The organism is Polaromonas aquatica (assembly GCF_050626995.1).
Classification (GTDB): Bacteria; Pseudomonadota; Gammaproteobacteria; order Burkholderiales; family Burkholderiaceae_C; genus Polaromonas; species Polaromonas aquatica_A.
Genome location: NZ_CP192467.1, coordinates 2,159,466 through 2,177,098 on the forward strand (window position 1 = coordinate 2,159,466; position 17,633 = coordinate 2,177,098).

The 17,633-nt window shown below is 60.5% G+C and carries 18 protein-coding genes; 8 read left to right on the plus strand and 10 right to left on the minus strand.

Features of this window, described 5'->3' with window-relative positions; genetic code table 11:
- Positions 1–3: 3 nt before the first annotated feature.
- On the minus strand, positions 4–489 hold the full coding sequence (moaC, locus tag ACQ4MS_RS10285) for a cyclic pyranopterin monophosphate synthase MoaC (RefSeq protein ID WP_431099407.1): 486 nt from the start codon (positions 487–489) through the stop codon (positions 4–6).
- Between the two features lie 41 nt (positions 490–530).
- Between moaC and tfpZ the strand changes: the two genes are divergently transcribed.
- Together tfpZ and ACQ4MS_RS10295 are read left to right on the plus strand one after the other, a co-directional pair.
- Positions 531–1,307: a TfpX/TfpZ family type IV pilin accessory protein gene (gene tfpZ, locus ACQ4MS_RS10290; protein WP_431099408.1), complete on the plus strand. Its 777-nt coding sequence runs from the start codon at positions 531–533 to the stop codon at positions 1,305–1,307.
- 13 nt (positions 1,308–1,320) lie between these two features.
- Positions 1,321–2,928, plus strand: coding sequence for a M48 family metalloprotease (locus tag ACQ4MS_RS10295; protein ID WP_431099569.1), 1,608 nt, complete (start codon positions 1,321–1,323; stop codon positions 2,926–2,928).
- Here the strand turns inward: ACQ4MS_RS10295 and ACQ4MS_RS10300 are convergent.
- The 3 genes from ACQ4MS_RS10300 to ACQ4MS_RS10310 form a co-directional block, all read right to left on the minus strand.
- Positions 2,884–3,237 (minus strand): phage holin family protein, encoded by a 354-nt coding sequence (locus ACQ4MS_RS10300; RefSeq protein WP_431099409.1) that lies wholly within the window; start codon positions 3,235–3,237, stop codon positions 2,884–2,886. The genes ACQ4MS_RS10295 and ACQ4MS_RS10300 overlap by 45 nt on opposite strands.
- Before the next feature lie 107 nt (positions 3,238–3,344).
- Complete coding sequence (locus tag ACQ4MS_RS10305) at positions 3,345–3,791, minus strand: hypothetical protein (protein WP_431099410.1); 447 nt, start codon at positions 3,789–3,791, stop codon at positions 3,345–3,347.
- An 83-nt stretch (positions 3,792–3,874) separates the two neighbouring features.
- Positions 3,875–4,594 (minus strand): TerC family protein, encoded by a 720-nt coding sequence (locus ACQ4MS_RS10310; RefSeq protein ID WP_431099411.1) that lies wholly within the window; start codon positions 4,592–4,594, stop codon positions 3,875–3,877.
- Positions 4,595–5,078: 484 nt separating this feature from the next.
- On the opposite strand from ACQ4MS_RS10310, the gene ACQ4MS_RS10315 reads away from it, so the two are divergent.
- On the plus strand, positions 5,079–5,543 hold the full coding sequence (locus ACQ4MS_RS10315) for a DUF3717 domain-containing protein (RefSeq protein ID WP_431099412.1): 465 nt from the start codon (positions 5,079–5,081) through the stop codon (positions 5,541–5,543).
- Between the two features lie 76 nt (positions 5,544–5,619).
- A complete protein-coding gene (locus tag ACQ4MS_RS10320; protein ID WP_431099413.1) occupies positions 5,620–5,916 on the plus strand; it encodes a DUF2007 domain-containing protein in 297 nt (98 codons plus the stop codon).
- A 64-nt stretch (positions 5,917–5,980) separates the two neighbouring features.
- Here ACQ4MS_RS10320 and purB read toward each other — a convergent pair whose 3' ends face one another.
- Positions 5,981–7,375, minus strand: coding sequence for an adenylosuccinate lyase (purB, locus tag ACQ4MS_RS10325; protein WP_431099414.1), 1,395 nt, complete (start codon positions 7,373–7,375; stop codon positions 5,981–5,983).
- Between the two features lie 176 nt (positions 7,376–7,551).
- Between purB and ACQ4MS_RS10330 the strand changes: the two genes are divergently transcribed.
- On the plus strand, positions 7,552–8,169 hold the full coding sequence (locus ACQ4MS_RS10330; protein WP_431099415.1) for a glutathione S-transferase family protein: 618 nt from the start codon (positions 7,552–7,554) through the stop codon (positions 8,167–8,169).
- Between the two features lie 730 nt (positions 8,170–8,899).
- Here the strand turns inward: ACQ4MS_RS10330 and ACQ4MS_RS10335 are convergent.
- Positions 8,900–9,538, minus strand: a complete 639-nt coding sequence (locus ACQ4MS_RS10335) for a glutathione peroxidase (RefSeq protein ID WP_431099416.1) — start codon at positions 9,536–9,538, stop codon at positions 8,900–8,902.
- A 343-nt stretch (positions 9,539–9,881) separates the two neighbouring features.
- Here ACQ4MS_RS10335 and ACQ4MS_RS10340 point away from each other — a divergent pair, with 343 nt between their 5' ends.
- The 3 genes from ACQ4MS_RS10340 to rfaE2 are packed head-to-tail and all read left to right on the plus strand — an operon-like array spanning position 9,882 to position 11,608.
- Positions 9,882–10,751, plus strand: a complete 870-nt coding sequence (locus ACQ4MS_RS10340; RefSeq protein ID WP_431099417.1) for a ferritin-like domain-containing protein — start codon at positions 9,882–9,884, stop codon at positions 10,749–10,751.
- Positions 10,751–11,101 carry a Rid family hydrolase gene (locus ACQ4MS_RS10345; RefSeq protein ID WP_431099418.1) on the plus strand — a complete coding sequence of 117 codons (351 nt, stop codon included), beginning with the start codon at positions 10,751–10,753 and terminating at the stop codon, positions 11,099–11,101. Before ACQ4MS_RS10340 ends, ACQ4MS_RS10345 begins: the two co-directional genes overlap by 1 nt.
- Before the next feature lie 9 nt (positions 11,102–11,110).
- Entirely contained in the window at positions 11,111–11,608 is a 498-nt protein-coding gene (rfaE2, locus tag ACQ4MS_RS10350) for a D-glycero-beta-D-manno-heptose 1-phosphate adenylyltransferase (RefSeq protein ID WP_431099419.1), read from the plus strand.
- A 71-nt stretch (positions 11,609–11,679) separates the two neighbouring features.
- Here the strand turns inward: rfaE2 and ACQ4MS_RS10355 are convergent, their stop codons facing one another.
- The 4 genes from ACQ4MS_RS10355 to ACQ4MS_RS10370 all read right to left on the minus strand — a co-directional run bounded on the left by ACQ4MS_RS10355 (position 11,680) and on the right by ACQ4MS_RS10370 (position 17,626).
- Positions 11,680–12,924, minus strand: a complete 1,245-nt coding sequence (locus ACQ4MS_RS10355) for a beta-ketoacyl-[acyl-carrier-protein] synthase family protein (protein WP_431099420.1) — start codon at positions 12,922–12,924, stop codon at positions 11,680–11,682.
- Between the two features lie 24 nt (positions 12,925–12,948).
- Complete coding sequence (locus ACQ4MS_RS10360; RefSeq protein ID WP_411885120.1) at positions 12,949–13,188, minus strand: acyl carrier protein; 240 nt, start codon at positions 13,186–13,188, stop codon at positions 12,949–12,951.
- 114 nt (positions 13,189–13,302) lie between these two features.
- The gene (locus tag ACQ4MS_RS10365; RefSeq protein WP_431099421.1) at positions 13,303–14,349 is read right to left on the minus strand and encodes an SDR family oxidoreductase; all 1,047 of its coding nucleotides are present in this window, start codon (positions 14,347–14,349) and stop codon (positions 13,303–13,305) included.
- A gap of 142 nt (positions 14,350–14,491) precedes the next feature.
- Complete coding sequence (locus ACQ4MS_RS10370) at positions 14,492–17,626, minus strand: efflux RND transporter permease subunit (protein ID WP_431099422.1); 3,135 nt, start codon at positions 17,624–17,626, stop codon at positions 14,492–14,494.
- Positions 17,627–17,633 lie beyond the last annotated feature (7 nt).

The window sequence follows — 17,633 nt, forward strand, 5'->3', positions numbered from 1 at the left end:
CTGTCAGGCTCTCACAAAGTGTCCTGATTTCCCTCCGTCCTTTTCGAGAAGACATACATTGGTGATGGTCATGCCCCGATCGGCCGCTTTACACATGTCGTAGATCGTGAGCAAGGCTATCTGCACTGCGGTCAACGCTTCCATTTCCACGCCGGTCGGACCGATGGTTTCCACGCTCGCGATGCAGGCAATGCGGGCATTAGCTACATCGGGTTTGAAATCAATGGTTACTCGGGTCAACGCCAGCGGATGACACAGCGGGATCAAGTCACTGGTACGTTTTGCCGCCATAATGCCAGCGATTCGGGCCACGCCCAGTACATCACCTTTTCTTGCAGTGCCCTCTAGAATCAGCGTCATTGTGGACGGACTCATGACAATCTGGCCTTGCGCAATAGCAACACGTCGCGTCGCGGCTTTTGCGGACACGTCAACCATATGAGCCTGGCCGCTCGCGTCAAAATGAGTCAGTGGAGAAGTCGTTGTCATGCCGTTACAAAACCTTTACAACCAACCCTCATCATAAGAGCATGTTTACCAAACAGAGTTTTTTAGAGAGCCGGCTTTTGGCTGCCGGCATTCATCTGGGCGTCAGCCTTGCTGTAGCGTTATTGGCGGCCGCCATTGTCTTTGGAGTTTGGTATCCCTATCCTTATCGTGAAATATCTGGGGGCCGTGACCTGTTTTTGCTGCTGGTCGCTGTCGACGTTGTCATGGGGCCCTTGTTAACACTAGCGATTTTTGACCGGAGGAAGCCCAACAAGGTATTGCGCCGCGACCTCACCGTCATTGGTCTGTTGCAAATGGCGGCTCTGGCGTATGGCTTGTGGACTATGATGTTGGCGCGCCCGGTTCACCTAGTTTTTGAGCTGGAACGGTTTCGCGTAGTGCACGCCGTTGATGTGCCGCCCGAATCGCTGGTACAGGCCCCTGCGGAGTTTCAGCGGTTGCCGCTCGCAGGGCCCACACTGCTGTCTTTGCGTGAGTTCAAGGATTCCACGGAGAGCTTTGACACTACCATGGCCGCAGTGCAAGGTTTAGCGCTGAGTGCGCAGCCCCAACTATGGCAAAGCTATCAGAAGGCGAAGGAGCAAGTCGTTCGGGTGAGCCGTCCTCTAGCCGAATTGAAAACTCGGTTCCCCAGTCGTGTCACCGAGATTGATGCCGCGCTGAAAACGGAATTGCAGTCACATCCGATCGATGTGATTGGCTATGTTCCCATGGTCGGCCGGCAAACTTTCTGGACTGCTTTCATCGACACCAAAACGGCAGAGGTAATCGCATTTGTACCCATCGACTCCTTCTAGACCTGCTGCATCCATGAGATCGCGACGGGTTCTGAGCCGGTTTGCGGTGGTCAGCTTGGTGTTCATGGCATTCGGCAATGCTTCTCTGGCTCAGGCGCCTGCCGGTATCACCGGAGGTTCCACCGGTTCATTGCCCTCGCTGGGGGAAACTTCCGACCTGGCCGCAGCCGCAGAACGGCGTATCGGGGACCGCATCGCCGTCAGTATCTACCGTGATCCGGACTATATCGATGACCCGGTGCTGGGCGACTACCTGCAAAGCATCTGGATGCCGCTGGTCGCCGCGGCAAAAGCCCGGGGTGAACTGAATTCCGAGCTTGAAGATCGCTTTGCCTGGCAGGTTTTCCTGATTCGGGACCGCAGTATCAATGCCTTTGCATTGCCCGGTGGTTATTTCGGGGTTCATCTGGGATTGCTTGCTGCGGTGAGCAGCTCCGATGAACTGGCTGCGGTGATGGGTCACGAACTTAGCCATGTCACGCAGCGGCATATCGCGCGCATGCTGACGCAACAGTCTCGCCAGACACCCTGGATGATTGCCGCCATGATCCTGGGCGTACTGGCTGCCGGGAAGAGCACCAATATCGGCAACGCTGCAGTGGTTGGTGGGCAGGCGGTCGCGATGCAGAACCAGCTCAACTTTTCGCGTGATATGGAGCGGGAGGCTGATCGGGTGGGTTTCGGGGTCATGACCGATGCGGGCTTCCAGAGTCGCGGTGTTTCGGCCATGTTCGAAAAATTGCAACAGGCCTCGCGTCTGAATGACAACGGCTCCTTTCCCTATTTGAGGTCCCACCCGCTGACGACCGAGCGGATCGCCGAAGCGCGAGCGCGGGTACAGTTGTCCTCCACGGATGCAGCGAAACCTTCGCGTGAAAAAGAAATCGAAGCAGGTAAGGGCCGCGTGCTGCACGCCATGATGGCCTCACGTGCGCGGATCCTGGCCGCTCCGGGCGTTGACGGGTTGCGTTCCATGGTGACAGACGCGCAGCGCCGCAGCGGGCCTGTCGCCGCTTTGCAGTCACCTGCTGCGCCCGACAACGTTCGCGATGCTGGCGTGTTGTACGGAGGCGCTTTTGCCGCCGCACAGCTGCGGGATTTCGCCACCGCAAAAGGCCTGCTGGACCGGCTGCGGCCGATTGCCGCGCCGGATGCTCCGCTCGTCGCCAATGCGATGGATCTGCTCTCCGTCGAAATTGACCTGCTGGCGGGTGTTGTCCCTCCTACGGCGGCGTCGGTTGACATCGCCAAAGCAACGTCACGTGCGGAGGTGTTGATGCAGTCGCAGTCGCTAATGGCGGCGAACCGGACCCAGGAAGTTTCGAGCCGGCTGCAAAGCTGGGTGGCCACTCATCCCAAGGACGCGATGGCTTGGCAATTGCTCGCAGTAGCGTACGGCAAGCAGAATCAGAATGTCCGGGCGATTCGTGCCGACGCAGAAAGCCGCGCCGCCCAGCTGGACTATCCGGCCGCGCTGGACCGCTTCAAGGCGGCGCAGGGTCTAATGCGCAGCAGTCCCGGCAGCGCAGATTATGTGGAGGGCTCGATCCTGGACACGCGAACCCGCCAGACGGAATCACTTATTAAAGAGCAGGCGCTCCAGGACAAACTCGATCGCTAGCTGCAGCACAGAATAGATCAGCGAGCCGATCAGCGCAGCGGTAAAACCTGTGACCTTCAGGCTGTCAATCAGGCCGGCCGCTGCCCAGAACATCAGCGCGTTGATGATAAACAGGAACAAGCCCAGCGTCACCAGTGTGACGGGCAGCGTCAGCAGAATCAGGATGGGGCGCACCACCATATTCAGCGCGCCCAGCACCGCGGCGGCAATCAGCGCACCCGTGAAACTGGTCACCACGACCCCGGGATAAAGATAGGCAACGGCCAGCAAGGCCGCCGCGCTCAAAAGCCATTTGAGGATAAGTTTCATAGGCAAAGAATACCATCAGCCTGCCATCAGCCTGCTCTACCGAGCCGGTCATTACCTGTGCGGTTACGTGGGGCTGGATTCAGCGCCAATGCTGAAGACTGCGGTTGTCAGTCGCTTGCCGCCAGCAGTCCTGCGCTGGCCAGGGCAATCGCATAGCTCAGGATGCCTCGGCTTTCCTGATCCCGGGCTACCGCTACTGTCTGCATACCGCCGTCAAACCTTGGTCGCCGCGCATCCACCACGCGGGCGGCACCGTAATGCTTGATGAGCGCATCCGTCTGGGGGGTCAGTGCCGTCTGCGCCAACTGGGTCAATACGATGTCGCCTTCTTTCTGGAGGGTGGGCATCAGTTGCGCGAAGGCTTTCTCGGCCCACTTGCCGCGCCAGCTTTCCCGCGCACTGTGCGTTACCCACTTGCTGACGCGATGTGTTACGCGAGGTGCGCAACCAATCACGATCCAGCGCGTTGGGCTGCCACCTCCGGCTGGGAACGCGGACTGCAGCACTTGCAGGGCATATGCGGCATCGTCAATGTACACAATGATGGTGTCCACAAGGTCTCCTCGAGTTAGCGTTGCTTTCAGCAAGTTTTCCGGCCGTAAAAAAGGCGCTTTACAGGCGGTGGAGTTCATGCAGATCAGGTTGACAGGCGCGCGGCGGAGCGGGAGCGCCGGGTAGCCCACCATCCTGCACCCAGCACCCCGGCGACCGCGAGGGCGTAGGTTGCCCACTGCGCGGTCACGTGCAAGGTGTGGGCCGAAGGTGCGGCGTTCGGGCCGCCATAGATGGGGTCCAGCAGTTGCTCACTCACGATCATCTTCGCAGCGGTGAAGGCTAGAACAGCTGCCCCCACATTGATGATGATGGGAAAACGTTCCACAAGCTTGAGTACCATGGTGCTGCCAAACACCACGATCGGGATGCTGACCAACAGGCCGATGACTACAAGATCAAACGAGCCGTGCGCTGCTCCGGCCACACCCAGTACGTTGTCGATACCCATCAGGGCATCGGCCACCACGATGGTTTTCATCGCACCCCAGAAAGTACTGGCCACCGGGCCGTCATGTTCCTTGTCGCCTTGATCGGCGAGCAGCTTGTAGGCGATCCACAGCAGCCCCAGGCCGCCGACCAGCATCAGGCCCGGGATTTTCAGCAGCCACACCACGCCGACCGTCATGACGGAGCGGACCACAATGGCCCCGACTGTGCCCCAGGCGATGGCTTTTTTCTGAAGATGAGGGGGCAGGTTGCGCGCGGCCAGTGCGATCACGATGGCGTTGTCGCCGGCGAGCACGAGGTCAATCAGGATGATCGCCAGCAAGGCCGACCACCAGGGGGCAGTAAATAGTTCCAAGTTAACACTCCATGTCTAGTTTTGATCTGGAAACCCGCAAGGACGGATTTCCGGCTTCGTGAAACTGGAACAGGCAGTAACGAGGATTCGGGTGAGCCGGTATTGGATGCCACGACGCCTCGATCAAACCTGTTCAGGTTTCAATCGAAGGTCTGGCTCGACATGCAGTGTCGCTGCATGCCCAACAAGCCGGAAGTGCGAACTTCGTAATGACGACTTGTTGTTAGCGATTTTGCTGTGGTGTCTGTTATCGAAATATTGCAGCAAAAACGAGGGAGTTACTCCCCTTCGTCCAAGTATTTGACAATAAAACCGGATTTTTTGCAAATGGGGACGCTGAGGCACGGGTCTGATGGTGATCCCCGCGCGGGATTCCCTGAGGACGCCAGGCCTTGCCCGTCTGGCCGATAATGAACGGCCCGGCGCTGCCCCTCGCGCTTTTTCATCTGCCTCTGCGCGGCAGGCCTTATAGACAAATCGTTCCATGCCCGGCATCCACATCACTGATATTGAAGCTGCCATCAACTACTGGCGTGACAAAAAGCCATCCCCCGATGGCGTGACACTGGCGCCCGAGTTGCGCGCGCTGGCCGAGGTGTATGCGCTCATGGTTTTCTACCACGAGGACGAGGCCGACGAAAAGAGCTTTCCACCCAAGGCGATGGCCGCCTGGCGAGCCTGGTACGACACAACAGCCGACACGCCGTGCATTGCCATTTGCTCAACCAGCCAGGGCGACGCTCTTTGCAAAGGCTGTGGCCGTACGTTTGATGAAGTACAGCATTGGCCCGAGATGACACCTGCCGGGAAACGCGCCACCTGGCGGCGCATCACGCAGGAAGCCACGGCCTGGCGCTTTGGCCGTTACGCGGACCGCGCCCTCGAAAACAGGGACAAGGATGCGCCGAAAGATGCCGCTCCAAAAACACCGGCCCCGTCGGGAAAGTAAGTATTTTTGGCTTGTGGCCTATACGTGGCGGGCGCAAGTAGCTATGAATTTGATAGTAATGTCGCTACACTGACGCATGCTCAGACTGACGCGCGCCCCGAATATCGCCATCGCCGCGCTGTGGGTCGACGCACTGCGGCACGCCGGTATTGCCGCCAGCGTGCAGCGTTATTTTCTGGGCAGTTTGGCCGGAGAACTCCCGCCCGACCAGTGCCAGCCCGAAGTCTGGCTCACTCACCATGAAGAAGAGCCCCGCGCGCGCGAGTTGCTCGACAATCTCCAGAACGTGCCCCAGCGGCGCTGGCTATGCGCCTGCGGCGAGACAGTGGAAGGCGGTTTTGAGCAGTGCTGGCAATGTGGCGCCATGATGTAGCCTACACGGTGGGTCAGAGCTCCCTCGGGATCGGGGAGCTACACGTAGCAAGCCTGAGCGGGGATTACACCCTCTTGGCCAGCTCTGCCGCCATACCGATATAACTGCCGGGCGTCATTTTGAGCAGGCGCTCTTTTTCCGCTGGGGGAATTTCCAGCGAACGGATCAGCGCGTGCAGGTCTTCAGCTTTCACGGTTTTGCCGCGCGTGACTTCCTTCAACTTCTCGTAAGCGCCTTGCACGCCATAACGGCGCATCACCGTCTGGATCGGCTCAGCCAGCACTTCCCATGCAGCGTCCAGGTCGTCGCCCAGCGCTTCGCGGTTGAGTTCGAGCTTGTTCAGCCCCACCCCCATCGAGTTGTAGGCCAGCACTGCATAGCCCAGCGCCACGCCCATGTTGCGCAGCACGGTCGAATCGGTCAGGTCGCGCTGCCAGCGGGAGATCGGCAGCTTTTCGCTCAGGTGGCGCAGCAGCGCGTTGGCCAGGCCGAGGTTGCCTTCGGCGTTTTCAAAGTCAATCGGGTTGACCTTGTGCGGCATGGTCGAGGAACCGATCTCGCCGTCCTTCAGGCGTTGCTTGAAGTAACCCACGCTCACATAGCCCCAGATGTCCCGGGCCAGGTCGATCAGGATGGTGTTGGCGCGGGCCACAGCGTCAAATAATTCGGCCATGTAGTCGTGCGGCTCGATCTGGATGCTATAGGGCTGGAAGGTCAGGCCCAGGCCCAGTGGCTCTGGTGTTTCAACCACGTTGCGGCTGAAGGCTTCCCAGTCGAAGTCGGGCCAGGCCGACAGGTGGGCGTTGTAGTTGCCGACCGCGCCGTTCATTTTGGCCATCAGCTTGACGCCGGCGATCTTGTCACGCGCATTGGCCAGGCGCACCACCACGTTGGCGATTTCCTTGCCGACCGTGGTCGGGCTGGCGGTTTGCCCGTGCGTGCGGCTCAGCATGGGTTCTTCGGCATACACATGGGCCATTTCGCGCAGCTGCGCAATGACCTTGTCCAGTGCCGGCAACACCACCAGGTCGCGGCTGCTTTTGAGTTGCAGCGCGTGGCTGGTGTTGTTGATGTCCTCGCTGGTGCAGGCAAAGTGCACAAACTCGCTGGCGCCCTGCAGCTCCGGCCGGGCCTCGAATTTCGACTTGATCCAGTACTCGACGGCTTTCACGTCATGGTTGGTGATTTTTTCGATGTCCTTGATGGCGGAGGCATCGGCTTCCGAGAAATTTTTGACCAGGCCCAGCAGATAGGTACGGGCGCCGGGGCTCAGCGGCTTGAATTCGGCAAATTTGGCATCCGAAAGCGCGATGAACCAGGCCACTTCCACCTGAACGCGGCGGTGCATATAGCCCTGTTCGGACATCAGGGGGCGTAACTGGTTCAGTTTGCTCGCGTAGCGGCCGTCCAGCGGGGACAGGGCATTGATCGTGGAAAAAGGAGGGGGGGAGGAGCTCATGGCTCAATTGTAGGCCGGGCGCCTGGGGCGCCGGCCACGCGGCAGGCCCCCTTCCGCCGGCTTGAAAGTTGTGCATATTTGCGAATCTCTTTACCTTGCGGTTTGCGCCCCGTCAGCCCGTCCGTAGCCTTACTCGATAGAATGCTCTTCCTCCGGACCACGATCTCACACTCATCATGAAACTCATCGGATCCGCCACCAGCCCCTATGTGCGTAAAGTGCGCATAGTGATGGCCGAGAAAAAACTCGACTACCAGTTCATCCTGGAAGATGTCTGGGCAGCCAACACCACCATCCAGGCTTCCAACCCGCTCGGCAAGGTGCCTTGCCTGGTCATGGAAGGCGGCGAAGCCGTATTTGATTCCCGCGTGATTGTCGAATATCTCGACACCCTGTCACCCGTCGGCAAACTGATCCCTACGCAAGGCCGTGAGCGTGCCGAGGTCAAGACCTGGGAAGCCCTGGCCGACGGCGTGGTGGATGCCGCCATCCTGGCGCGCCTTGAAGCCACCTGGTCAGGCCGCAGCGCCAAGCAGCGCAGCGATGCCTGGATTGAACGGCAAATGGGCAAGATCGACGCCACTCTCAAGGCCATGAGCACTGGCCTGGGCGACAAGGCCTTTTGCAGCGGCATTCACTTTAGCCTGTCCGACGTGGCTGTTGGCTGCGCGTTGGGCTACCTCGACCTGCGTTTTGCGCAGATCAACTGGCGCGAGATGTATCCCAACCTGACCAAGCTGCAGGACAAGCTGATGCAGCGGCCCAGCTTTGCGGAAAGCGTTCCGCCGGGCTGATTGGTCGGCGCGAACTGCGGAGCTCATACCGCAGGTCTGCTGCATCAATACATTGGCGGGTGTTCCTGCCAGCCGGCCAACGTCGAGGATAAATGCTACATATTTGATAGCTGCCTGCGCACAAACCTATTGGTCTCTGGCCACTATTCGTGTTTGAAAAGGGGGCTCAAGCCGGACCCCCATGCGCATTTTGCCTGCCGGCGGGCATTCTCAGGCGCCTGGAGGCCACAACGGTCTTATTTCAGGCATCAAAAAGGCCTGTGGCCCCATCAATACAGGCGCGGATAGCTATAAAAATGATAGCGATTCCAGTGGATCACCAGCGCGCGCTTCTGCGGCCGACGCATCAGGCCGCCCGCAGCGTCGGCTTTCGCGGTGCTGCTACCGCATCCGGATGTCACGATGAAATCAGAGGCCGTTGGGGGTCGTGGCCTTGAGGTGGGACCGAAGGTCGCAACGTGGGACGCACGACTCATGGCTTGGCTCTGAAAGGCCCGACAAGGCCTGGAATATAAAAATGCTGCGAAGCGCCCCGGCGCGAACGAGGGAGGGAGGGAGGAGGAGGAGCGCCCCGGGATTGCAACTGAACCTGGACGGCTCAGAAGGCTTCGCAACAATGAAACTGTTTCTTGCCAGCGCCGCCAGTTAAGGCAAATGGCGCTTGCAAGGGTATGAGAGCACAAGTGTGGGGTAGTTCCCGGAAACAAAAGACCCCTCAGGTAAATTTTTGTTAACGTGGCGCCGGCTTCGCGGCCAGCTGTTTTTCGATCTCTTTGATCAAGGCGCCACCCGTGGCCGGGTCGGCCATGGAATTGAAACTCGTGACGGTCCCGCCGTCACGCGCGATGACGTATTTGTAGAAGTTCCAGCGCGGCATGGTGCCCGTTTTGGCGGCCAGCTGCTTGAAGAGGGGATTCGCGTCCTTGCCGGTCACACTGGTTTTGGTGAACATGGGGAATTTCACCCCGAAGGTGCTTTCGCAAAAGTCCGCAATCTCCTTGTTGCTGCCCGTTTCCTGCGAAAAATCATTGGAAGGAAAGCCCAGCACCACGAGACCCTGGTCCTTGTACTTGGCGTAGAGCGCTTCGAGCCCCTTGTATTGCGATGTGAAACCGCAGAAGCTGGCGGTGTTGACGGCCACCACCACTTTTCCGCTGTACTGGCAAAGGGATTGCGGTTTTTCGTCTTGCAGCCGCAAGAAGTTTTGTTGCAAAAGGGCGGGGCAAGTTGCTCCTGCGGGGCTTGCAGGTGGGGGTGCCGCCGCCTGAGGTGTTGCGGACAGGACTGCTGGGGACGTCAACAGGGCAAGAGCCCAAAGCATGACCATCAGAAGAGTTTGGAGGGGAGGATGGAGGGCGGGTGCTTGCATCTGGATAAACTCGCGGGCTGTTGGGCCAATTCATTCTGTCGCTGTTGGGCGTGTTGCACAAGCTGCCCCGACAATACGCTTTCACGGCACTTATCAGAGGGATGCGGTTTCAATCCCTGTTTCAGAATCCGGCATGGCCCCCTTGGCGAAATTCAGGCTGAAATGAGCACTCTTGTGGTCCAACGCGCCGGAATGAGGTCCGAAATAACCTGATTTGCAGTCAAACAGCCTATAAGTCACCCGTTGTCACATTAGCCGCCTAAAATCGTTACAAGTACCCAGGATGCTCCTGCAGGACATCCGAGGCAGATATATCTGCATATTCCCTTGCGAAGGAGTTCACATGCTTTATCCCGAATTGTTCAAACAACTTGAATCCGTCCGTTGGGACATGGACAAGGACATTCCGTGGGCGAGCTTTGACGCGTCCAAGTTGACGGACGAACAGGCCCAGACCATCAAGATGAATGCCATCACGGAATGGTCGGCACTGCCCGCAACAGAAATGTTCCTGCGTGACAACAAGGACGACAGCGACTTCTCGGCGTTCATGTCCATCTGGTTCTTTGAAGAGCAGAAGCACTCGCTGGTGTTGATGGAATACCTCAAGCGCTTCCGCCCGGACCTCGCTCCCACCGAAAAGGAACTGCATGAAGTGCGTTTCGAGTTTGAACCGGCGCCGGCGCTGGAAACCCTGATGCTGCACTTCTGCGGTGAGATCCGACTGAACCACTGGTACCGCCGTGCCAGCGAATGGCATACCGAACCCGTCATCAAGCAGATCTACACCCAGCTGAGCCAGGATGAGGCGCGCCACGGCGGCGCCTACCTGCGCTACATGAAGCGGGCCATCAACAACTTCGGCAATGAAGCCAAGTCAGCTTTCACCAAAGTGGGGGTGCTGATGGCCAGTGCGCGGCGTACCGCCCAGGCGTTGCACCCGACCAACCTGCATGTGAACAAAAGCCTGTTTCCCCGCGACACCATCCAGAGCCGGCTACCCAATCCCGAATGGCTGGAGCATTGGCTGGACACACAGATCAAGTTCGATGCGGTGTGGGAAGGCAAGGTGGTCGAGCGCATCCTGCACAACCTGAGCCTGCTGATGAACCAGAGCTTCAAAAGCGTCCAGGAACTCAACCGCTATCGCCGGGAAATCGGCAAGGAATTGGCGGAGTCCATCGCTGCGAAGCCGGCGCCCGCCGGCGCTTGATGCAGGAGGTTCGCTGGGCGAGCGCTTCGGGTGGCCGAAGCCGGGTGGTAGCCCGCGGCGCGCAGGTGTTTGCGGTTGCCAATGCCAGCGATGCTTCCCTTGACTTTGCCGGGCAGCTTTCGCAAACGCTGGAGATGCTTGACATCCACCTGTTGCACGCAGGTGCTTCACGTGCCTCGCTCCTCAGCGTGCAGATATTCCTGGCGGACATGCAGCACAAGGAGCAGCTGGATGCGGCCTGGCGCGAGTGGATTGGCGACGACAGCGGTGCGTGGCCTCAACGCGCAGTGGTCGGCGCCCAGCTTGATGGCGGCTTGCAGGTCGAAATCGTGGCCCAGGCCTTCCGTTAAAGTCGCGTGATGCCCAGCGATTTACCACCTCCCGGTTTTCTGCAAAAGATAGCTTCGCGCGAGGATGCGCGCCAGCGCCTCGCTTCCCTGCCCCGTCCGGTGGTTTTTACCAATGGTGTGTTTGATGTCCTGCATCGCGGGCATGTCACTTACCTGGCCGATGCACGCGCGCTGGGGGCAAGCCTGGTGGTGGCCCTGAATACCGATGCATCTGCGCGGCGGCTGGGCAAAGGCCCGGACAGGCCGCTCAACAATGAGCAGGACCGTGCCGTCATGATGGCCGCGCTCGAATCGGTGAGCCTCGTCACCTGGTTTGATGAAGATACGCCGCTGGAGTTGATCTCTGAATTACGGCCCGACCTGCTGGTCAAGGGTGGAGACTATGATATGGACAAGCTTGCTGAAACCGCAGTGGTCAAGGCCTACGGCGGCAGTGCGCGCGCGATCCCGTTTGTGGATGGCTATTCCACGACCGCCCTCGTAAAGAAAATCCGGGACACCCGCTGAGGCTCGCTGGGATGTCGTGCTAAAACCGGTTTTCCCGAAGCCGGTGAGCGGGTGAAGCAGCGGGTGAGGCTTCAGGCGGATTTCGCGACCAGCACGGCGTTGGAGCCGCCAAAGGCGAACGAGTTTGACATCACCGCGCGCAGGTCTTTGGCGTCGCGCGCCTGCAGGGGGATGTAGTCCAGATCGCAGCGTGGGTCAGGACTCTCGAGGAAGGCCGTTGGCGGCAGCTGCCCGCTGCGCAACGCCATCACGCTGGCAATGAACTCCATGGCCCCGGCAGCACCCATGGCATGGCCGTGCACCCCTTTGCTCGAACTGATCGGCAACTGTGCCGCCAGATTCTGAAAGGCCAGCTTGATCGCGCTGGTTTCCACCACGTCGCCCACATCGGTGGCAGTGCCGTGGGCGTTGAGGTAGCCGATATCGGAGGGCTGTAGCCCGGCGTCCGCAAGCGCGAGTGCCATGGCGCGTGCCTGGCCCTGGGCGTCCGGTTGGGTCAGATGGTGGGCATCGGTAGTCGAGGCATAACCGCAGAGCTCCGCCAGGATGTGGGCGCCGCGCGCTTTGGCACCTTCCCATTCTTCCAAAACCAGCATGGCAGCACCTTCGGCGAGCACCAGGCCGGAACGGTCCGCGGAAAACGGGCGGCATGAGGTTTCGGCCCCGTCGGCGTGCGGTCTGGCCAGGGTATGCATGGCCTGCCAGGCCTTGATGGTGCCGCGGTTGAGCAGCGCCTCAGAGCCGCCTGCCAGCATGGCATCGGCGTAGCCGTGCCGGATTTGCCGGAAGGCGTCCCCGATGGAGGTCGCCGAGGATGCGCAAGCATTGGACACCGTGCTGCTGGGGCCCTTCAGGCCAAACTCCATCGACACGTGGGCTGCAATGGCGTTGTTCATGGCCAGCACAACTGTCATGGGACGCAGGCGCGCAACCTTTTGTTCAAGCAATGCCGTGTAGGCTGCTTCCGTGGAGCCGGCGCCGCCGCTGCCTGTGCCCAGCGAAACGCCGAAGCGCTCCGGTGTGAAAGCCCTGGCAAGGGCTTCGGGATCGCCCAAACCCGCCTGTGCCATTGCTTCCCGGCCCGCCACCAGCGCAAACTGGCTGACCCGGTCCATGGTCAACAGGCGCGCGCGGGGGAAATGTAGATCGGGATCGAAATGGATTGCGCCAGCCAGCACGCTTTCGGTGCCGGTAGGAAAAGGGATGTCCACGGCCTGGATGCCCGAGCGGGCCGAAAGCAGGGCGTCGAAAAATGTGGAGGAGCCGGTTCCGACAGCGGAGACAACGCCAAGACCCGTGATGGCAACGCGACGCATGGCTATCTGACGGGCCTGTCAGGCTCAGGCGGCAGGCTTGCCCGATGGCAGCAAGGGTTCGATCAACTGGACCATTTCAGCCAGCGTGCGCGGCGGGTTGGCCTGGTCCGGAATCTGGATGCCAAACTGGTCTTCGATCTGGAACAGGAATTCGATGACGGCCAGGGAGTCCAGCCCGAGGCTCTCCAGCGTGGCATCCGGCAGCAGTTTTTCTTCGCTGATGCCAAATGTCTCGGCAAAAAGATTGATCAAATCAGAATTCATCACCCAACCAGTAAATATGTAATGCGAGCAACCATTGTCCCACCATCGATGTGGTCGCCAGCTTCTTCAGGCCTGGCGGGTATTTTACAAAAGCTGTCGCGTTGTTTTCGCACCTCAGGGCGTGTACATCTGCCGAACGGCGTCCGACAGGCTGAAGGTCCCCAATAACTCTCCAAGATAACTGATGGGTGCAGGCGCTACGGCGGCAGCCCCGATTTCGGCGCGCAAACGGGCGCTGCTGAACACGGCGTCGGCTGTCAGAAAAGGCAGATATGGCTGAAGCGCCTCGAACATCCAGCGCTGGCGCGCAAACTTCGGTGTGGGCACGAAGTCCCGGCCGCGCATCACCATCTTGCCGATACCGGGCATGCTGGTTTTCAGCTCTTCGGCCAGCGCCGCGAAGGTCATGGAATCTTCGCCTGTGGACACGTGATAGCAGTCGTGCTGCAGCTCCTCCTTGAGCAGCATTTCGGCAAAGGCGCCGGCGATGAAATCCACTGGCGCGAAATCAAGCTTGCCCAATGGGTCCAGCGGCACGTCGCCGAGTTCGGCCATGACCGGAATGGACCACAGCATGTTGCGGGCCAGCTTGGCATCGTCAATGCCGCGAGACAGCACAATGCCGGGGCGCAGGCTGACAAAAGGATGCCCCTTGCCGCGCAGCAGGGTCTCGGCGTCGCGTTTGGAGCGGATGTAGTCGTTGGCGTAGCCGGCGAAAGGCATGTCTTCGGTGATCACTCCCCGGGGCTCGGTGGTCACTGCTGCCGTCCCGACGAAAAAACCGCGCTGCGAAGGCCGCAGGTCCTTCAGGATGCCGGAAAAATGTTCGGCGGCCTTGAGGTTGATCGGGTAGACACCGGCGCCGGGCTTGAACGAGGTGCTGGCGGCCGAATGCAGGATGACGTCGGCGGACTGAAGGACCGCCTCACTGACGCCAAAACCCGGCTCGACCACATCACCCGCCTCGGCAGATACCATTTCGGCAAATTCCGGCTTCCAGAGAACGCTTTTTTTCAAGCGGTCCAGGAGGCGTTCGCGGGCCTGGTTCGAATCGGCGGCGCGCACGACAGCCGTGCTGTAGACGCCGCGCGCGGCCAGAAGAAGCATTAACTCGCCGCCAATCAGGCCGGTTGCGCCCGAAAGCAGTACGCGTTTTGACATGTTAAGAAATGTAAAGCTGAACCCTCAAGTATAAGCGAGGGCTTTGGGTAACCCCCTCAATCACCGAGGGACAGGCCGGTGTGGATCAGCAAAATTACACGTCTGGCCCGCCTTTACAACGCGCTACGCGCCGAGGTGTGCATTATTTCGCAGCCGGCCGTGTGCCGGATTCGGCCCCCAGCTGGCTGTTTCCGCGCGTTTCATCCTTTTGCCCGCGCAATCTTGCCGTCAGGCGCTTGACCAGCCGTTCAAGGTCATCGACATAGGTAAACACGGCAGGCACCACCAGCAGGCTCAGCACGGTGGAGGTGATCAGGCCACCGATCACCGCAATCGACATCGGGGAGCGAAAGCTGGGGTCGGCCGCGCCCAGGCCCAGGGCGATCGGCATCATGCCCGCGCCCATGGCGAGGGTGGTCATGATGATGGGGCGGGCGCGCTTGTGGCAGGCGTCCAGCAGAGCGTCCCAGCGCGACATATTGTGGTCCCGCCGCGCGACGATGGCGTACTCCACCAGCAGGATGGAGTTTTTGGTCGCAATACCCATCAGCATGATGAGCCCGATCAGCGAAGGCATCGAAAAGCTCTTCTGCGCGATCAGCAGGCCGACAAAAGCGCCGCCCAGCGACAGCGGTAGGGCCGCGAGGATGGTCACCGGGTGCAGGAAGTCCTTGAACAGCAGGACCAGCACGATGTAGATGCAGAGCACGCCTGTCAGCATGGCCAGGCCAAAGCTGGCGAACAGCTCGCCCATGACTTCGGCATCTCCGACTTCCACCACCCTGACGCCGGCCGGCAGGCTCTTGACGGATGGCAGCAACTTCACGGCTTCGGTGATGTCCCCCAGTGCCCGGCCCGACAGTTCAATTTCGAACTTGACATTGCGGGAGCGGTCGTATCGGTCAATCACGGCAGGGCCGGCCGTGATTTCCAGGCTTGCCACCTGCCCGAGCATGACGGGGCCGACGCCCGGCTTGACACTCGGAACCGCCAGGCGTTCCAGCACGCTGAGGTCCTTGCGCGCCGCCTCGTCCAGTTTGACGACGATGGGCACCTGCCGCTGCGAAAGATTGAGCTTGGGCAGCGACTCTTCATAGTCCCCCACGGTGGCGATACGCAGGGTTTCACCCATGGCCGCGCTGGTCACACCGAGGTCTGCCGCGCGGGCGAAATCCGGCTTGATGGCAATTTCGGGACGCACCAGGCTGGCGCTGGACGAAATGTTGCCCAGACCAGGAATGGTCCGCAAATCTTTTTCTATCGCCCGCGCCGCGGTTTGCAGGGCGTTGGCATCTTCAGCCGTCAGCATGAGGATGTAGGCCTCCCCAGAACCGCCCAGTCCCACCTTGCTGCGCACCCCCGGGAGGGTTTCCAGGGCCGTGCGCATCTTGCTTTCAATGCCCTGTTTGCGCGGACGTTCGCCGCGCTCGTCCAGCAGCACGGTGAGCGTGGCCTTGCGGGTTTCTGCCGCGCCTTGCATGGCGAATGGGTCTGTGCCGGCTGCCCCGCCACCAATGGTGGTGTACACGCTCTTGACGTGTTCGACCTTGCTGATCAGCAGGCGCGCATGCTCGGCCGAGGCCTTGGTCTGGGCCAGCGTGGCGCCGGGTGGAAGTTCCAGGTAAACCTGGGTTTGCGAGTTGTCATCGGCTGGAATGAAACCGGTCGGCAGCAACGGGATCAGCATCACCGAACCGAAGAAAAAAACCGTGGCCGCCGCCATGGTCGCAACGCGGTGTTTCATGCACCAGGCGGCTGCCCGCATGTAGGCGTTCATCCACTTGGGGTCGGAATGGGTGCCTACCACGGGCTTGAGAATGTAGGCCGCCATCATGGGGGTCAGCGCCCGCGCCACCACCAGCGAGGCAAACACCGCCAGCGAAGCCGTCCAGCCGAATTGCTTGAAAAATTTCCCGGCCACGCCGCTCATGAAGGCGGTAGGCAGGAAAACGGCGATCAGCGTGAATGTGGTGGCCACCACCGCCAGGCCGATTTCGTCGGCCGCTTCCATGGCGGCGGCATAAGGCGTTTTCCCCATGCGCAGGTGGCGCACGATGTTTTCAACCTCCACGATGGCGTCGTCGACCAGAATACCGATCACCAGCGACAGCGCGAGCAGCGTGACCACATTGATGGAAAAGCCCAGCAGGTGCATGCCGATGAAGGCCGGAATCACCGACAGCGGCAGCGCCACCGCAGAGACAAATGTGGCTCGCCAATCGCGCAGGAAGAGCCACACCACCAGCACAGCCAGGATGCCGCCTTCGTACAGCAGGTGCATGGATCCGTCGTATTCCTCCTGTACCGGTGTCACGAAATTGAAGGCCTCGTGGATTTCCACTTCGGGGTATTGCTGTTTGAGCTCGGCCAGTGCCGCCTGTACAGCGGCACCCACCGTCACTTCGCTTTCACCCCGGCTGCGTGACACCTCAAAGCCCACGACGGGTTTTCCGTCGAGCAGCGCGGCGGCGCGAGGTTCGGCCGTCGTGTCGCTTACGGTGGCCACTTCGTTGAGGCGAATGCGCCGTCCGTCGCTGAGCGCCAGCTCAAGTTGCCCCAGCTCCTGTGCGGACTTCACCGTCGCCAGCGTCCGCATGGGCTGCTCACTGCCGCCGAGGTCGGCGCGTCCACCTGCGCTTTCAGTCTGCACCTGCCGCAACTGCCGGGAAATGTCGGAGGCGGTCGCGCCCAGAGCCTGCAGCTTGGAAGGGTCCAGCGCGATGCGCACTTCGCGCGAGACGCCGCCCACCCGGTTGACCGCACCGACGCCGCGCACGGCCAGGAGCTTGCGGGAGATGTCGTTGTCGACAAACCAGGACAGCGCTTCTTCGTCCATGCGCGGTGAGCGTATGGTGAACGCCAGGACCGGCTGACTGGCCAGGTCCACCTTGCTGACGACCGGATCCCGCACGTCACCGGGCAATTCACTGCGCACCTTTGAAACGGCCGCGCGCACATCGTCCACCGCCTCCTGTACCGGCTTTTCAAGCCGGAATTCGGCAGTCACGCTCACGCCGCCGTCCTGCACCTTGGTGTGGATGTGTTTGAGGCCCTGCACGGTGGCAATGGAGTTTTCAAGCTTGCGGGCCACTTCCGTCTCAAGCTGGGCGGGCGCGGCGCCCGGCAGCGACGCCGAAACCGTCACGGTCGGCAGGTCGATGTCGGGGAAGTTCTGAACCTTCATGGCCTTGAAGGACAGCATCCCGGCAAAGGTCAGCAGCACGAACAGCATGACCGCGGGAATCGGATTTTTGATCGACCATGAGGAGACATTCATAGGGAGC

Bases quoted from the DNA above. Each gene is read 5' to 3' on its own strand.
- moaC (WP_431099407.1), bottom strand. From the start codon at position 489: ATGACAACGACTTCTCCACTGACTCATTTTGACGCGAGCGGCCAGGCT.
- tfpZ (WP_431099408.1), top strand. From the start codon at position 531: ATGTTTACCAAACAGAGTTTTTTAGAGAGCCGGCTTTTGGCTGCCGGC.
- ACQ4MS_RS10295 (WP_431099569.1), top strand. From the start codon at position 1,321: ATGAGATCGCGACGGGTTCTGAGCCGGTTTGCGGTGGTCAGCTTGGTG.
- ACQ4MS_RS10300 (WP_431099409.1), bottom strand. From the start codon at position 3,237: ATGAAACTTATCCTCAAATGGCTTTTGAGCGCGGCGGCCTTGCTGGCC.
- ACQ4MS_RS10315 (WP_431099412.1), top strand. From the start codon at position 5,079: ATGCCCGGCATCCACATCACTGATATTGAAGCTGCCATCAACTACTGG.
- ACQ4MS_RS10320 (WP_431099413.1), top strand. From the start codon at position 5,620: ATGCTCAGACTGACGCGCGCCCCGAATATCGCCATCGCCGCGCTGTGG.
- purB (WP_431099414.1), bottom strand. From the start codon at position 7,375: ATGAGCTCCTCCCCCCCTCCTTTTTCCACGATCAATGCCCTGTCCCCG.
- ACQ4MS_RS10330 (WP_431099415.1), top strand. From the start codon at position 7,552: ATGAAACTCATCGGATCCGCCACCAGCCCCTATGTGCGTAAAGTGCGC.
- ACQ4MS_RS10335 (WP_431099416.1), bottom strand. From the start codon at position 9,538: ATGCAAGCACCCGCCCTCCATCCTCCCCTCCAAACTCTTCTGATGGTC.
- ACQ4MS_RS10340 (WP_431099417.1), top strand. From the start codon at position 9,882: ATGCTTTATCCCGAATTGTTCAAACAACTTGAATCCGTCCGTTGGGAC.
- ACQ4MS_RS10345 (WP_431099418.1), top strand. From the start codon at position 10,751: ATGCAGGAGGTTCGCTGGGCGAGCGCTTCGGGTGGCCGAAGCCGGGTG.
- rfaE2 (WP_431099419.1), top strand. From the start codon at position 11,111: ATGCCCAGCGATTTACCACCTCCCGGTTTTCTGCAAAAGATAGCTTCG.
- ACQ4MS_RS10355 (WP_431099420.1), bottom strand. From the start codon at position 12,924: ATGCGTCGCGTTGCCATCACGGGTCTTGGCGTTGTCTCCGCTGTCGGA.
- ACQ4MS_RS10360 (WP_411885120.1), bottom strand. From the start codon at position 13,188: ATGAATTCTGATTTGATCAATCTTTTTGCCGAGACATTTGGCATCAGC.
- ACQ4MS_RS10365 (WP_431099421.1), bottom strand. From the start codon at position 14,349: ATGTCAAAACGCGTACTGCTTTCGGGCGCAACCGGCCTGATTGGCGGC.
- ACQ4MS_RS10370 (WP_431099422.1), bottom strand. From the start codon at position 17,626: ATGAATGTCTCCTCATGGTCGATCAAAAATCCGATTCCCGCGGTCATG.